The sequence below is a fragment of the Nocardiopsis sp. ATB16-24 genome (genome assembly GCF_030271535.1).
Lineage (GTDB): Bacteria > Actinomycetota > Actinomycetes > Streptosporangiales > Streptosporangiaceae > Nocardiopsis.
In genome coordinates this window covers 127,828-143,669 of sequence record NZ_JASCXJ010000007.1, presented here as the reverse complement: position 1 = coordinate 143,669, position 15,842 = coordinate 127,828, and the positions used below count along the sequence as shown (strand labels likewise).

Below are 15,842 nucleotides of genomic sequence, written 5' to 3'. Positions count from 1 at the left end.
GTGGCCTCTCATGATTGGTGTTGGTTCATGCCGCTGTTAATTCACTGATCCTGTTTGGGGTGGGTCGTGGGAACCGTCCGAATAGCTGTCGTGGGAATGGGCCTTTGTTATCCTGATGCGGATGGCCCAGACGATTTGTGGGATAATGTTCTCGCCGGGCGCAGGGCTTTCCGGAGAATACCTCCGGAGAGGATGGATCTGGATGATTATTGGTCTCGTGACCAGAACGCGGAGGACCGTTTTTACACGGACAGGGCCGCGGTTCTCCAGGGCTTCTCCTTCGACCGTCTTCGTTACCGTGTGTCAGGATCCTCGTTCCGTTCGACGGACATGACCCACTGGCTCGCGCTGGAGACGGTGTCCCGCGCCTTGGCGGATGCCGGCTTTCCGGAAGGGGAGGGGTTGCCTCGCAGGACCACCGGTGTGGTCATCGGCAACAGTCTCACCGGGGAGTTCTCCCGAGCCAACGTCCTGCGCCTACGGTGGCCCTACGTCCGCAAGACCGTGTCCGCCGCCCTGCTCGAACGGGGATGGGACGAGGAGGACGCCGACCGTTTCCTGGTGGAACTGGAGAGCTCCTACAAGGCTCCCTTCCCACGGATGGACGAGGACAGCCTGGCGGGGGGTCTTTCCAACACCATCGCGGGGCGGGTGTGTAATCACTTCGACCTCGCCGGCGGCGGATACACGGTGGACGGGGCCTGCTCCTCCTCACTGCTGTCGGTCGCCACCGCGGCCACGGCTCTGGCGCAGGGTGATCTCGACGTCGCGATCGCGGGTGGGGTGGACCTGTCCATCGACCCCTTCGAGATGGTCGGCTTCGCCAGGACGGGGGCGCTGGCCACCGGTGACATGAGGGTCTACGACAAGGCGTCCAACGGTTTTTGGCCAGGGGAGGGCGCGGGTGCGCTGGTCCTGCTCCGTGAGGAGGACGCGATCGCCCGGAGACTGCGTTCCTACGCCCTGATCACGGGCTGGGGGGTCTCCTCCGACGGACGGGGTGGTATCACCCGGCCGGAGGAGGAGGGGCACCGCCTGGCACTGGAGCGCGCCTACCGCAGAGCCGGGTACGGCATCGACACGGTCGGCTACTTCGAGGGCCACGGCACCGGGACCGCGCTGGGAGACGCGACCGAGATCGCGGCTCTCTCCGGTGCCCGCGCTCGCGCGTCCTCCACGGCCCCGCCTGCGGCGCTCGGTTCCATCAAGGCCAACATCGGGCACACGAAGGCGGCCGCGGGTGTCGCGGGTCTGATCAAGGCGGCACTGTCGGTGTACCACAGGGTCATCCCACCGGCCAGCGGTCATCACGACCCGCACCCGCTGCTGACGGAGTCGACGGCGCTGCGGGTACCCGACCGGGCGTTGACCTGGCCCGAGGACCGGCCGGTGCGCGCGGGCGTCTCGGCGATGGGGTTCGGGGGCGTCAACACACACGTCACGATCGAGGCGGTGGCGGAGCATCGTGGCGCAGGCCTCACCTCCCGTGTGCGTGCCGTCGAGGCCGGACGCCAGGACGCCGAGGTGCTCTTCGTGGACGGTACCGACCTCGGTGAGGTGCGCCACCGCCTACTGGAACTCGCCGAGACGCTGCCTCTGCTCTCCTACGCCGAGCTCACGGACCTGGCGGCCTCGTTCGCGGAGCGTAACGAGGGACGGCCGGCACGCGCCGCCGTGGTCGCCTCCTCCCCCGAGGCCGCCCACCGGGCCGTGAACACGCTCGTGGAACGGTTGGACGCGGGGGAGACCGAGGTGCTCGACACGGAACGCGGTCTCTACCTGGCGCACCGGACCACCCCTCCGGTCATCCGTTATCTCTTTCCGGGCCAAGGGTCGGGCGACGGTGGGAACGGTGCGTTCCGCAGGCGTTTCGCAGCGTTGGACCGCATGCTCGGGGAGGCCGGCATCCTCGAGGGAGGGGACCATGTGGCCACAGAAGTGGCTCAACCCCGTATCGTCTCCGCTTCCCTGGCGGCCCTGAGCGTGCTGGCCGACCTGGGAATCCGGGCCGACGGCGCCACCGGCCACAGCCTGGGAGAGTTGACGAGTCTGCACTGGGCGGGCGCGGTGGACGCCAGGGAGACCCTGGCACTGGCGGTCGCGCGAGGCCGGGCCATGGCGGGGTCCGGTCGTCCGGACGGAGCCATGGCCGGTCTGGCCTGTTCGGCGGAGGTGGCGGCGGCACTGCTCGACGGGGAGGCCGACGTGGTCGTCGCCGGGTACAACGGACCTCGGCAGACGGTGGTCTCCGGCGTCGAGGGCGCGGTGGAAAGGGTCCGGGAACGGGCTCGCGCGGCAGGGGTGGACAGCACACGTCTCAACGTCTCGCACGCCTTTCACTCGCCCCTGGTGGCCGACGCGGCCGAGGAGTTCGGTCGCAGACTCGACCGGACCGTGTTCGACGGACCGACCCGGGGCGCCGTCTCCACCGTGACGGGCCGACAGATGGAACCCGACACCGATGTCCGTCTCCTGCTCCGGGAGCAGATCGTGCTGCCGGTGCGTTTCCACGACGCACTCGTCCGCCTGGCGGACGGCGCGGACCTGATGGTGGAGGTGGGGCCGGGACAGGTGTTGACGGGCCTGGCCTCGGCGATGATGCCGGATGTGCCGGTGGTCTCCACCGACACGGACGCCGCGTCCCTGGCCCCCTTCCTTCGGGCGGTGGCCGCGGCCTACGTCCTGGGGGCCCCGGTCGACACGCGGGCTCTGTTCACCGGTCGGCTCTTCCGCCCACTGCCGGAGAGGTTCACCTTCCTGGCCAACCCGTGCGAGTCCGTGCCCAGCACGGCTCTGGGCCGCACCGAACGCGTCGCGGACACCTCCGGAGGCGACGGTCCTGGGAAGGGAGGGCACGACGGGGGCGACACCCTGGAACTCCTCCGGGCCCGTGTCGCGGCCCGGGCCGAACTTCCTCCGTCCATGGTGGGAGAGCACACCCGACCGCTCGACGACCTCCACCTCAGCTCCATCACGGTCGGTCAGATGGTCAACGAGGTCACCCGACACCTGGAACTGCCGCCGTTGGAGGCCGTCAGCGGTTACGCCACCGCGACCCTGGGCGAATTGGCCGGGATGATCGACGCCCTCTCCGAAGTGCCCCCAGGAGACACAGGGGAAACCGAAGTGCCGGGCGTCGCTCCTTGGGTTCGCGCCTTCGAGGTCTGCCATGTGAGTGCTCCACCGGTCCGTGGGAACGGGCCCGATCCCGTCAACGGGGATGGAGACGGGGACGGATGGAGTGTGTACGCACCGCTCGGCCATCCTTTGGCCGAACCCCTTCGCCAGGGCCTCTCCGGTATGGGCCCCGGTGTCCTGTTGTGCCTGCCTCAGGTGGGCGGTTCGAAGCAGGTGAGGCTCCTCCTCGACGCCGCACGCGCCGCCGTGGCCGCGGATTCGGGGAGCCGGTTCGTGGTGGTCCAAGGCCGTCGCGGAGCCGCCGGCGTCGCTCGGACACTGCACCAGGAGGCCCCCGGCGTGGTGACCACCCTGGTCACCTTGGAGAATCCGGAACCGCGGAACGAGGCGGACCACGACGAGGTCGTAGGCCTCGTGGCCGCCGAGGTCGCGGCCACCACCGGGTTCACGGAGGTGTGCTATGACGCGGACCGGCGGCGCACCGTGTCCGTCCTCAGGGCCCTTCCGCAGAAGGACCCTGAGGGGGAGGCTCCCCTCGGCCCTGAGGACGTCGTCCTGGTCACCGGCGGAGGCAAGGGCATCACCGCTGAGTGCGCCCTGTCCCTGGCCACGGAGTACGGGGCGGCCTTGGCCCTGGTAGGGCGTGCCTCGGAGAAGGATCCTGAACTCGCCGCCAACCTGGAGCGGATGACTCGGGCGGGTGCGCGTCTGACCTACGTCCGCGCCGACGTGACCCGCCCTGAGGAGGTCCGTGAAGCCGTGCGCGACGTCCGGGAGCGGCTGGGAGAGATCACCGCGGTGTTCCACGGCGCCGGACGCAACGAACCGGCGGCCCTGCACGGGCTGACGGAACGGGCGTTCCACGACGCCTTGGCGCCCAAGGTCGACGGGCTGGACGCGGTTCTCCAGGCCCTGGCTCCGGAGCGGCTTCGGCTGCTGGTCTCCTTCGGCAGCATCATCGGACGCGCCGGACTGCGCGGTGAGGCCCATTACTCCACGGCCAACGACTGGCTCACCGAGATGGTCGTCGAATACGGCCGTACCCACCCGCACGTCCGCGTCCTGGCGTTGGAGTGGTCGGTCTGGGCGGGGACCGGGATGGGGGAGCGGATGGGTGTGGTGGAGACGCTGATGCGTGACGGTATCGCCCCGATCTCCGTGGAGGAGGGCACCGCCGTACTGCACCGGGTCCTTTCCGACCGGTCCGTGGGCCCTGTCCTGGTCGTCAGCGGTCGGACCGGTGCGCTTCCCACGATCACCATGGAGCGGCCGGAAGTCCCGTTGGGACGGTTCACCGAACGGATCCTCGTCCATTATCCGTGGGTGGAGCTCATCACCGAAGCGGTGCTCTCCGTCGACGACGACCCCTATCTGGCCGACCACGGGATCGACGGCGACCTGCTCTTCCCCGCGGTCCTGGGCATGGAGGCGATGGCCCAGGTGGCGGCCGCGGTGAGCGGCCATGCCGGGGCGCCCGTCATGGAATCGGTGCGCTTCACCCGCCCGGTGACCGTCCGTCCGGGAAGTACGACCACGATCCGGGTGGCGGCTCTCGTCCGTGACGCGCGGAGCGTGGACGTCGCCCTCTTCAGCGAGGAGACGGGATACGCCGCCGAGCACTTCCGCGCACGTCTACGCTGGCCGGAGGAGGGTGCCCGGCCGCTTCCGCTCCGACCGGCCGTCCACGCTCCGGACCACCTACCCCGTGTACCGCTGGAACCCTCCGACCTCTACGAGGACGTGCTCTTCCAAGGCAAGAGGTTCCACCGGTTGCTCTCCTACCGACGGGCCGGCGCCCGTTCTGTGATCGCCGAGCTGTCCAGCGAGATCCAGGAGGACTGGTTCGGCACCTTCATGCCCCAGGAACGGAGGCTCGCGGATCCCGGGACACGCGACGCGGTGATGCACGCGCTCCAGGTGTGCGTTCCACACGGGACCCTCCTCCCGGAGGGGGTGGAGCGCCTCCACCCGGCCGAGCCCGGAGCCGCGGCCGGGCGAGTGCTGCTCCACGCGAAGGAGCGTTTCCAGGAGGGCGACTCCTATGTCTACGACGTGGAATTGCGCGGACCCTCGGGGGCCGTGGTCGAGAGTTGGGAAGGCCTGCGGCTACGGGCGGTGCGCACGGGCGACGGATCAGGTCCGTGGATCCCCTCGCTGCTCGGCCCGTACCTGGAACGGCGTTTGGAGCAGGTGCTCGGCGGTACCAGGGCGGTGGTCGTCGAACCCGCCCCGCCATCGTCGGACGGTGGGCTGGAGGAACGCCGGCAACGCACCGAGCTGGCGGTCGGCCGTGCCTTGGGCCACCCGGTCCGGGTGAGCCACAGACCCGACGGTCGCCCTGAGGTGGCCGGTGCCCTGGTCTCGGCCGCCCACGGGGCCGGCGTGACCCTGGTGGTGGCCGGAGGACATCGCTTGGCCTGTGATGTGGAGACCGTGGCACGGCGTTCCGAACAGGACTGGGCCGGACTGCTCGGCGGAGACCTGATGCCTCTGCGTGATCTGGTGACCGTGGAGGCCGAGGAGTCCTCCGACACCGCGGGCACCCGGGTGTGGGGCGCGCTGGAGTGTTTGCGCAAGGCCGGCGAACCGGGCCGTTCCCTGACTCTCGGCTCGGTCGGTGAACACGGGTGGGTCGTGTTCGCCTGTGGTGGCGCGCGGGTGGCCACCTGGACGACCGTTCTGGAAGGCCGGCCCGCACCGGTGGTCTTCGCGGTTCTGCACGAAGGGGAGTGATGATGTCCGACTACTACGAGATCCGCCACACCGTCGGCTTCGAGGAGACGAATCTGGTGGGCAACGTCTACTACGTCAACTACCTGAGTTGGCAGGGACGCTGTCGGGAGATGTTCCTGCGGGACCGGGCTCCGGGCGTCCTGGCGGACGTGCGGGACGGCCTGAAGCTCTTCACCCTACGGGCGGAGTGCGATTTCTTCGCCGAGATCACCGCGTTCGACGACATCTGCGTCCGGATGCGTTTGGAGGAGCTGACACGGACCCAGATCCAGTTCTCCTTCGACTACGTCCGTCTTGGGGAGGAGGAGCTCCTCGTGGCGCGCGGGCGGCAGCGGATCGCCTGTATGCGGGGGTCCGGAACCGAGACCGTACCGGTCCGGGTACCCGGGGAACTGAGGGAGGCGCTCGCTCCGTACCTCGTCGGCTCCACCACGGTACGAGCGGGGGTGGTCTGAGGATGGAGGATCTGCGCCGGGTGATGTCCGCCTTCGCCACCGGGGTCACGGTGATCACGGTCGGGGGAGACTCTCCCAACGGCATGACGGTCAACGCCTTCGGGTCGGTCTCACTGGACCCCCCTCTGGTGCTGTGCTGCGTGTCCCGTACGGCGCGCATGCACGGATCCCTCTCCACGGGGGGAGGTTTCGCGGTGTCGGTGTTGAACTCGGATCAGGAGGATGTGGCGCGTCGTTTCGCCCATCCCTCCCGCCCTCACGGCTGGGAGCAGTTCGGCCCACCGGAGTGGCGCCTTGGACCGTACACCGGGTCGCCCCTGCTCGCCGGGGCTCTGGCCTGGTTGGAGTGCCGGGTCGTCCAGGAGACGGTAGCCGGGGACCATTCGGTGTTCATCGCGAGGGTGCTCGACGCCACCACGGGCGGGGTCGGTCCGGCCCTGGTGTTCCACGGCAGTGCCTTTCACAGGATGCGGCGGGTCTCGGCGGCTGAGGCGGCCGCGGATTGATGCTCGTCGGACGTGTCCCTCCGTCAGGCGCTTACGGTGCCCTGGGGCGGAACACGTCCGACGGAGTCCGCCACCGATCTTCGGGCGGCCTCCGGCTCGTCGCCGCAGCCCACCATGAAGAACACGAGTTGGTCCTCGAAGCATCGGTCCGCGTCGTAGGGCGGGACGAGGTAGTGGCCCAGCTCCAGCATGGTGAAGCCGTGGATCGCGCACCAGAGACGGTGCGCGATCAACTCGGGGTCGGCGGGGCTGAAGCGCCGGGCCGTCAGGCAGCGGCTCACGCAGGCGGTCACGTTACGCAGGGTGTATCGGCCGTGCTGCCGGTCCTCCTCCGAGAGCCGGAAACCGGCCAGGGAACCCCCTCCGAACATCACCGCGTACAGGTGTTCGTTGCACACGGCGTTCCAGCGGAAGGCCCGACCGAGCCGGGCCAGATCGGTGACGGGGTCGTCGGTGGCCACCACCTGGGTCAGGTGTTCCTGGAGGCGGTGGAAACCCTCTTCCACCATCGCGCGGACCAGCCCCCCCATTCCACCGAAATGGGTGTACAGAGCCATGGTGGAGCAGCCGGCCTCCCTGGCGATGCGTCGGGTGGACAGGGCGGCCGGCCCTTCCGCGGCCAGTAGCCGGGCCGCGACATCGATCAGTACGGAGCGTGACCGCGGATCGGGTCTCCGTGGACTCATGGCGTCGAAGGGGTTCTTCGTCGCGTCCTTTTCGGGTCGTGTGCCATGAAAAGGGAGAACGACACGAGATGTGTATGGAGCACGATCTTCCTTTTCAGGTCGGTGAGAACGCGCGGAAAGGGTCTTTCCCGATGCGTGCAGAAATGGCCGGACCGGGTGTTTCGGTGGTATTAGCCGCCGAATGCCCTTTTTCCATGGTCATATCTCATCTGGGTGATCGAGCGGGGCCGCGGACCGCTCTGGAGGAAGGGGCCGCGGCCCCGCTCGATCAGGCCTCGATGCTGATGCGGACGAGCTGCCCCGGGCCCTGGCTGACGAGATCCCAAGAACGCGTGGTGACGTAGAGGTCGCCGTCGGGGGCCACCGCGACACCTCCCGGGTGTTCCAGTCCCTCAGAGGCCAGTACCACGTGTGTCCCGTCCGGTTCGATCCGGAGAAGACGCCCCGTCTGGTTCGGCGACTCCAGCCCCTCTGCGGCCATCTCCAGGACGAGCAGGCGTCCCTGATGGTCGAAGGCGATGTCGTTGACGGCCGTGAACCCCTCGGCGTACAACTCCAGGTCGCCGCTGAGCGTCAGACGCCAGATACGTGCGGTGCCGGTCTCCTGCTCCGCGCTGAACTCGCTCACGTAGTAGGCCCCGTCGGGGCCCTCCACGACCGAGCTCGGCACGGCCTCGACCGCTCCACCGTCCACCTGATGGTCGGGAAGGAGGGCGAGCATCCGTACGTCGCCCTCCGGGGAGACGTGCAGGACCGTGTTCCCTCCCGCGTCGACGGCCACGGTTCCCGAGGGGCCCACCGCGAGGCCGTAGGGGTTGGAGTTGAGCTCCACCGGATGGGGGTCGTTCTCCTCCTCGAACGTGGCGAGGTCGCCGTAGGGGAACACCCTGCTGCTCGGCCCGACCCTGGCGACCTGTCCCAGGGGCAGAGCCGGCCCACCGATGCCGTCGCGGGTGGACAGGCTCCCGGCCAACCCGAACGCCACGTGCACCTGTCCCCGGTACACGTCCACACCGTGCGGGCCCATCACCGTGACCTCGTTGTCCACCGAGGGCAGACGCACCGCGAAACGGGTGGAGGTGTCCGTGGCGGGTGTGTAGGAGAAGACCGCGCCGGTGGAGCCGTAGCAGGCGGGATAACCGCCCACGCCGGGTGAACACGGGCCCGCTCCTCCGGTGCCCGCCTCAGCGACCAGCATCCGTTTGCGCAGCGGGTCCCACACGATCTTGCGGGGGTTGTCGAGACCTTCGTAGACGACCTCCAGACTCGCCTGGGAGCTGAGGTCCTTTTCGATGGCCGTGGCCGTTGAAGGCGCGGCGAAGGCCGTGACGAGGGCTGCTACCGCAGCCAGGCTGAGAGTGCGTCCTACCGACAGGGGCATGGGGGGCTCCGTGGAGATCGGGCATGGGTGGGAAGGCCGTGGTGGATCCGGCGAAGATGTCTTCGGAAGGGGTCAGCGCGTGTGTTCCTGGGCGAGGAAGCGCCCGCCGCTGACGTCGGTCGGGTGCCGGCCCAGGAGCCAGTGCCAGAAGGGGAGGGTGCTCTCGGGGGAGGGAAGCGCGGACAGGTCGGCGCCGGGCTCGGCCTCGGCGTACATGCGGGTGCCCATGTCGCCGGGGTCGACCGCCACGACACCGATCCCGGCCTCGGCCAACTCCAGGGCCAGGATGCGTCCGGCCTGGTCCATCGCGGCCTTGCTGGCTCCGTAGACTCCCGCGCAGGGGAAGGCCTGTACCGCGGACTCGCTGGAGATGTTGACGATCAGTGATCCGGAGCCAAGGTGGGGGACGGACTCCCGGATCAGGGCCAAGGGAGCGACCACGTTGGTCTCCATCACCCGCCGGTAGACGTCGACGGGTGCTTCGAGCAGCGGTGCGATCGGGCTCACCCCCATGAGGGCGGCGTTGTTCACCACGATGCCGAAGCCGGGGAGTGCGCCCGCCTCCGCCACCAGGCGGGCGCGGTGGCCGGGATCGCAGACGTCTCCGGGTATCGCGACGACCCTGCCGGGTCCTTCCGCGTTGAGTTTTCCGGCGACGGCGGCGAGTTCGTCACCGGAACGGGAGGTCGCCACCACGTTCCAGCCCCGTGCGCACAGGAGAGTGGTGAGAGTGGCGCCGAGTCCACGCCCCGCACCGGTCACAAGGGCGGTTCGCCCGGTGCCGTCGATGGGGGTCGACCTGGAGTCCGCGGTCGGGTTGTCGTGCATGCTCTTGTGCTCCTCGCGGCGAGAGAGTGGGGGGTGGGGTCGCGTGCGGAGGACGGCGTGGGTCAGCTCCCGGCGAGCTTGGCGTACTCGGGGAACAGTTCCGCATAGCGCGCGTCGGAGTCGACCAGCGGTGGGCGGCCGGTGAGATGGGCGTGGAGCGAGTCGCTGTACATGTGCCACCCTGCGGCGTAGTCGACCGGGTCGGCCGGTGCGGTGAGCTGGTGGTGTTCCAGGGTGAGATCGGTGTGGTCCTCGCCCGCGGGGGCCAGGTTCAGCCTGACCCTGGAGTCGTGCTCCCCGGTGTAGCGCCAGGTGATCTCCATCTGGTGGGGCGGCTTCCACACGAGTACCTCGCAGGCGATGGTGTCACCGTGCTGTCCTCGCCCCTCCAGGACGAAGCGGCTGTCGGGGCCCGGTTCGCCGCTCAGGGCGGGACCGAACCACAGTTCGAGCAGTTCGTTCCGGGTCCACGCGGCCCACACCTGTTCGGGAGGCGCGGGCAGGCGTCGCACCAGACGCATCGAGGTGCGATCAGGGGCGACCGTCGAGTAGAGCGTGGGAGTGTTCATCCGGTGTACGGGGCGAACGCCCCCGCCTTTCAGGCGGAGGAGGCCCCTGCCTCCTTCTGTGTGGTGTGGGTGTGGCCGTTCGTCCGCGGAGGCGGAGACGGGCTTGTCCGAGAGTTCTTGGTGGAAACGGTCGGGGACCGTGGAGGGCGCCCTCCTCTGTCCGCCGTGTCCTCGCGTTCTGGGAGGGTCGCACCGTCCGGCGACGACACCGCCGGCGTGGAATCCGTGGCGGAACGGCGGAAGGGTGTGTCCTGGCGGCTTCTCCGGTCCGCGTGGAACGCGGTCAACGTGTCACCTCCTCGGGCGTGCTCGGTACCGACGGCGAGACCGAACACGGGGGCCGGCTCCTCCACCGGTGGACAGGGGCCCGCACCACGATCTCCGGCCGTCCCCGGTGGGGACAGGGCCTGTTACGCTCGCTCGTAAGCCAGGTCACTATAATCATCTATAGCGAAGAAGTTCAACACCCTGTGTTCGGGCGCGTGTCCCGCCCGCCGTTCTCAGGCCAGGCCGAGCATGCGGCTGCACCGGTGGACGGCCTCCGCCGAGCCCTCCACCCGCATGTCGCCGGTGGCCAGGGCCTCGAACGGGGTCAGCATCTTGGTTCCGACACGGACGAAGGTCTCCGCGGAGCTGTGGATCACCAGGTCGGGAGGGGAAAGGGGGCCGCGGACGAACTCGGCCTCGCCACCGCCCACGCGGACACCGAACACCTCATCGTCGATGTGGAACTCGTATCGTTCACTGATCTGTGGAATGAACTCGGGAATGGTCATGGCCTGGATCGCGAGGAAGCCCCAGCCGGCCCGTACCACGCCGCCGATGACCTCCTTCTTGCTCAGTTGACTCAGTCCCCACCGTGCCAGGGCGAGTACCGGCTCGCGCAGGCTCACTCCCTCCTCCGTCAGTTCGTAGACCTTTCCACGGGCATCCCCCGGGGCGGCCGAGACGCTGACCAGACCGTAGGCGGTCAGGGTGCGCAGTCGCTCCGACAACAGGTTCGGGGCCAACCCCGGAAGGTCGTGCAGAAGTTCGTTGAACCGGGCGGGGCCGATGAGGAGTTGGCGCACGATGAGCAGCGTCCAGCGCTCGCCCACGATGTCCAAACCGGCGGCCAGGCCGCAGAACTGGCCGTAGTCGCGCTTGTTGGTCATGACGTTCCTGGGTTCCCTGCCTGAATGGTCATCATGTCTTGCAGGATACTATCTGTTCTTATAGCGTCGTCCTGCGATGAGTTCATTGACTTCGGAGCGAAGGCGGCCCCATGTACATCATCTGGTTCCTCCACCGCGTCCCCCTTCGGCGGTCCGCCGCCTTCGCCGATCTCGTTCACGAGGCGATCGAGGTCTTCGTGAGGCACGGAGCACTCGGCGGGAGTGTGTTCGAGGTCGCCGACCCCCAGGCCAAGTACGGCTGCGGGGCGATCCAGGACTCGGTCGAGATCAGACCGGACGAGGCGATCTACGCCGAGCTCAACTATTTCCACGACCGGGCCCACTTCGACAGGGTCATGCCCTTGGTCGACGCCGATCCCGAGTTGGGGCGGCTCTACGACGAACTGGTGGCCATGACCGATATCGGGCGCATCGTACGAGGTGAGTTCTCCAGCCTCTACCATGTGATGAACTCCGAGGAGTTCCGTACCTATCTCACCGCGCCCCAGCCCGTGTGGAAGTCCAGGATCCCCGAGGAGCCCGATCATGCAGAACAGCCCTGACCGGTCCGTCCGGCCGCCTTCGAGCACTCGGGCCCTGGCCTGGGTCTCAGGGGGACAGTTCCTGGCCTTCGGTTTCGCCATCGGGGTCATGACCGTCATGTGGGCGGAAGTGCTCATCGCCCTGGACCTGAGCGAGGGCCTGTTCGGCACGGTGCACCTCCTGCTGCCCATTGCCGCGCTGCTGACGCTCCTGGGCACCAAGTACCTCTACCGCCGTTATGGCAACCGTGATCTCGCGGTCTGGGGACAGGTGGCGATGATCGCCATGTTCATGACCCTGGCGTGGGCGGACGGCGTTGGCGGTCTGTTGGCGGCCTTCGCGCTGGCCGGTGTCGCCAGCGCGCTGATCGACACCTCCACCAACAGCGTTTTCATGGACCTGGAGAACAGTTCCGGACGCGATGTCGCGAACGTGATGTACGCGGTCAACAGCGGTGGAACGGTCATCAGCGCCTTGGGCTGCGGAGCCCTGATCAGTCTGGGCATGGACTACCGCTGGGTACTGCTGGTCGGCGCGGTGGTGATGGCCCCGTTCCTCATCGCCACCTTCGTGGTCCGCTACCCCGTGCCTCAGGACGCCCCCGAAGCGGAGCAGGCCGACGCGCCCGACTTCGGGGTACGCGCGTTGATGGCCGACAGTCGCCTGTTCCGGGTCGTGTTCGCGCTGACCGCCCTGGGCATCGCGGTGGAGAGCATCGTCCAGGTATGGGTGGTGATCTACGTCGACCAGTTGATGAACGTCCCGATCGTGGTCGGTGGCGCCGCCTTCGCGATGTTCAGTTTCACCATGTTGATCGGCCGTATGGGCAACGCCTGGCTCGTGGCCCGAGCCGGTGTGCGCATGTCCTTCCTGCTCTCGGGGGCGGGCATGGCGGTCGCCGGTGCGGTGCTCATGCTGGGTGCCGGGGTGTGGACCTCACTCCTGGCCTTCACCCTGGCAGGTCTGGCCAACGCCGGGGTCCAGCCCACCGGTATCAGTGCCGCCTCACGCATCGCACCGGCGCACACCGGCGCGATCGCCGGGGCCATCATGATGCCCGCCTACGGTGCCTTCATCCTCTCGCCCACCGTCTACGGGTGGTTGGCGGAGTGGACCTCGTTGGACATGGCCATGGTCCTGGTCCTGATCTGCGGTGTGCTCACCGTGGCTTTGGCCTTCGACCGTTCCATCGTCGAGGTCGACCGCGATCTGCGCGCGGCGACCAGGGCGGGCGACGGGGCCGGCGCTCATTGACCCGAAGGTGGGCGGCGGGGTCCGTCCCGCTCGTGCCCGGCCATGGCCGGGCACGAGTGCCGTGTGCGGGCCCCTCAGAGCGGACGCCGTACGGTCCACGTCTCTCGACGGGTGTCGGCGGTGGGTTCCTTCGTTCCGTAGTCTTCGCTCACGCACACCGTCCGCAGCCCCGCGGCCGTGACCGCTTCCTCCAGTTCCTCGCGGGAGAACCAGCGCTGGTGGTGGATCTCGTCCGTGCGCGAGTAGCGGCCGTCCTCACCCTTGGTGAACACGGTGACCAGGTAGTCGAAGCAGGGCGCCCCCTCCACCGGGCGGGTGTCCCACAGATAGGCGAAGTCGCCGAAATCCTCACCCGTACGGCCGAGCGCGGTCATCTCCTGGAAGGTGAGTCTGGTGCTCAGGTCGAACACGAACACGCCGCCGGGCCGGAGCGCCTCGTACACCTGGGCGAGGACCGATGCCATCTGGCCCGGTGAAACGAAGTAGTTGATCCCGTCGTAGCAGCAGGTGGCCGCGTCGAAAGGGCCGATCTCGGTGAGCAACGGCGAGGGCAGTGAGGCCTGGTGGAACCGTGTTCCCGAAGCCGCACGACGGCGCGCGTGAGCGAGCATCTCCGCCGAGGCGTCCACTCCCGTCACCTCGTAACCGTGCTTTTGGAGCATCGCCAACGTCATCCCGGTGCCGCAGCAAAGGTCCAGGACGCTGCGTACGGGCCTGTCGGCCTCCTTCAACCGGTCGATGATGTAGGCGGCCCAGGCCTGATAGGGAACGCGGTCGGCGGCCATCCATCGGTCATAGACCGCGGCCAGCCCGCTGTAGGGGCTCTCGGATCTCTCCGTGGTGTCGGTCATCGATCGTCTCCTGTCCGGTGTCCGTGGTCGTGTCCAGAGCGCGCGAAGGACCCGCGCCGGGCGAACGCCCGGCGCGGGCCGCCTTCACATGAGGGTCAGGCCTGAGCCTCCTCCTCGGACAGGACGTCGATACGGCCGTCCGGGGAACCGTGGCACTTCTCGGTGTTGAGGGTCATCTGCCGGCCCTCGCCGGTGTAATCGCCCGACTTACCGCGGAAGGTCCCGTAGAGACGGGCGTTGGTGCGCTCGCCCGCGATGGGGTCGGTGGGGTTGCCCAACTGCACGTGGCCGGCCTCGACCCGGCCCGCCTCCATGGTCGCCTCCAGGTTCACGGCGGCCCAGCCGAAGTAACGGCCACGGACGCTCTGGACGAACGGCATCTCGGCGGCGCGCAGGCGGTCGGCCCGGACACCGGAGCCTTGGATGTCGACCTCGCCCCGTCGGGCGAAGCCGGTCATGGCGACCCGGGACAGGGCGATGGGGACGTCCACCGCCTCGCCCTGGCCGACGATCCCACTCGGGAAGTAGGGGCGCAGGGTCTCGGAGAGATAGGTGTGTTCCAGGTAGCGGTCTCCGTAGGGCACGGAGGTGCCGCGGAAGGGATAGATCTCCAGGTGCGGCGACCCGTCCTCGTTGAAGCCTTCGATGCGCTTCTCGATGGTCAGGTCGGTACGGATGGTCTCGACGTTGGTCGAGGCCAGGACCCGCCCCAACAGCGACTCGAACCACTGAGGGGAGAGCACCGCGCGCACCGGGCCGGTCTCGGGCAGGTCGACGATGACGCTGCCACTGATCACCAGCGGAACCGTCTGGTCGAAGCCGCCCGTCTCCTCGACCCGTGCCGAGGTGTAGACCCGGGCCTCGGAGCGGCCGGTGGCGTCGGTGAGCAGGACGCGCGCCCAGTCGGCGACCTCGGGGTCCTCATCGTCCCGGTGGCCCCGAAGCAGGTGCACCGCCTCCTTTCCCGCGGTCTTCAGAGCCAGCCACAGGGAGCCCTGTCGGGCGTGGGAGTCGCTCTCCTGGGCCAGGAACCGTGCGATGGTCGGCAACGCCTGGGCGGAGGCGCGGTCGGCCAGCTCCCACAGAGCACGCTCACGCTCCAGGGCGGTCTTCTCGCCGAAGGCCGCCTCCTCCAGCTCGCCGTTGGAGCGGCTGTCGAAGGGCAGGTAGTTCTCGGCGATCGGTCGGGCGAAGTCGATGTACTCCGCGGGGTCGTTGTAACGCGCCGGGTTCGGCGGCACGTACGCGGTGATGCCCGTGTTCTCGGTCGGGGTGTGCTGGATCGTCATGTGGTCTCTCCCGGAGGTGAGAGGAGCAGGACATGACTATAAGAAAATAAATCATCCATGCTGTCAAAGGTGATTCCGAGGGCTGCCCGGAGGGTGCGGTGGGCGAAGGGCGACGTCAGTCCCCTGTTTCCGAAAAGAAGCGATGATCACGAAGGCATGAGGTGCGCAGTATTGAAGAAGCGATGCTCCCCCTCCCCCCTCGACGTCGTTTCGCCAGGGCAATTTAACTATAAAAATTATAGTTAAATATCGTGGTGGGAGGTCCCGACCGCAAGCGGAGCGGCCCCGTTTCGGGGACGTACGGGACGATCCGGTGTCGAGCATGGGCAAGCGGGACGGAGGGCGGTCACACGACTACCGAAGATGCCGCACCCTCTGTGACCGGTCGCATAGGCTGGGCCTTCTGTGGTCGGGCCGGCACCGGCCGCAGTACACGGTGGAGACCCACCACCTAT

The 15,842-nt window shown here is 68.4% G+C and carries 12 protein-coding genes; 5 read left to right on the top strand and 7 right to left on the bottom strand.

The features are described 5' to 3' along the window. Positions 1 to 66 precede the first annotated feature (66 nt). From PFX91_RS10555 to PFX91_RS10545, 3 genes are read left to right on the top strand one after another with little or no spacing between them, the layout of a single operon-like run. Positions 67 to 5,871, top strand: a complete 5,805-nt coding sequence (locus PFX91_RS10555; RefSeq protein ID WP_285731270.1) for a type I polyketide synthase — start codon at positions 67 to 69, stop codon at positions 5,869 to 5,871. 2 nt (positions 5,872 to 5,873) lie between these two features. After that, positions 5,874 to 6,326, top strand: a complete 453-nt coding sequence (locus PFX91_RS10550) for an acyl-CoA thioesterase (RefSeq protein WP_285731269.1) — start codon at positions 5,874 to 5,876, stop codon at positions 6,324 to 6,326. Between the two features lie 2 nt (positions 6,327 to 6,328). Then, positions 6,329 to 6,832 carry a flavin reductase family protein gene (locus PFX91_RS10545; protein WP_285731268.1) on the top strand — a complete coding sequence of 168 codons (504 nt, stop codon included), beginning with the start codon at positions 6,329 to 6,331 and terminating at the stop codon, positions 6,830 to 6,832. Positions 6,833 to 6,855: 23 nt separating this feature from the next. Here PFX91_RS10545 and PFX91_RS10540 read toward each other — a convergent pair whose 3' ends face one another. The 5 genes from PFX91_RS10540 to PFX91_RS10520 form a co-directional block, all read right to left on the bottom strand. Beyond that, positions 6,856 to 7,518: a TetR/AcrR family transcriptional regulator gene (locus tag PFX91_RS10540; protein WP_285731267.1), complete on the bottom strand. Its 663-nt coding sequence runs from the start codon at positions 7,516 to 7,518 to the stop codon at positions 6,856 to 6,858. 268 nt (positions 7,519 to 7,786) lie between these two features. Continuing rightward, positions 7,787 to 8,899 (bottom strand): ScyD/ScyE family protein, encoded by a 1,113-nt coding sequence (locus PFX91_RS10535; RefSeq protein ID WP_285731266.1) that lies wholly within the window; start codon positions 8,897 to 8,899, stop codon positions 7,787 to 7,789. Between the two features lie 72 nt (positions 8,900 to 8,971). Further along, complete coding sequence (locus tag PFX91_RS10530; RefSeq protein ID WP_285731265.1) at positions 8,972 to 9,727, bottom strand: SDR family NAD(P)-dependent oxidoreductase; 756 nt, start codon at positions 9,725 to 9,727, stop codon at positions 8,972 to 8,974. A gap of 62 nt (positions 9,728 to 9,789) precedes the next feature. Next, positions 9,790 to 10,296, bottom strand: coding sequence for an SRPBCC family protein (locus tag PFX91_RS10525; RefSeq protein ID WP_285731264.1), 507 nt, complete (start codon positions 10,294 to 10,296; stop codon positions 9,790 to 9,792). Positions 10,297 to 10,796: 500 nt separating this feature from the next. Further along, complete coding sequence (locus PFX91_RS10520; protein WP_285731263.1) at positions 10,797 to 11,450, bottom strand: winged helix-turn-helix transcriptional regulator; 654 nt, start codon at positions 11,448 to 11,450, stop codon at positions 10,797 to 10,799. Positions 11,451 to 11,560: 110 nt separating this feature from the next. Between PFX91_RS10520 and PFX91_RS10515 the strand changes: the two genes are divergently transcribed. Continuing rightward, the gene (locus tag PFX91_RS10515; protein ID WP_285731261.1) at positions 11,561 to 12,013 is read left to right on the top strand and encodes a DUF1428 family protein; all 453 of its coding nucleotides are present in this window, start codon (positions 11,561 to 11,563) and stop codon (positions 12,011 to 12,013) included. Further along, the gene (locus tag PFX91_RS10510) at positions 11,997 to 13,247 is read left to right on the top strand and encodes an MFS transporter (RefSeq protein ID WP_285731259.1); all 1,251 of its coding nucleotides are present in this window, start codon (positions 11,997 to 11,999) and stop codon (positions 13,245 to 13,247) included. The genes PFX91_RS10515 and PFX91_RS10510 overlap by 17 nt, the downstream gene beginning before the upstream one ends. 74 nt (positions 13,248 to 13,321) lie before the next feature. Here PFX91_RS10510 and PFX91_RS10505 read toward each other — a convergent pair whose 3' ends face one another. Further along, a complete protein-coding gene (locus tag PFX91_RS10505; RefSeq protein WP_285731258.1) occupies positions 13,322 to 14,098 on the bottom strand; it encodes a class I SAM-dependent DNA methyltransferase in 777 nt (258 codons plus the stop codon). Between the two features lie 95 nt (positions 14,099 to 14,193). Then, positions 14,194 to 15,387, bottom strand: a complete 1,194-nt coding sequence (locus PFX91_RS10500; protein WP_285731257.1) for a PBS lyase — start codon at positions 15,385 to 15,387, stop codon at positions 14,194 to 14,196. Positions 15,388 to 15,842: the final 455 nt, after the last annotated feature.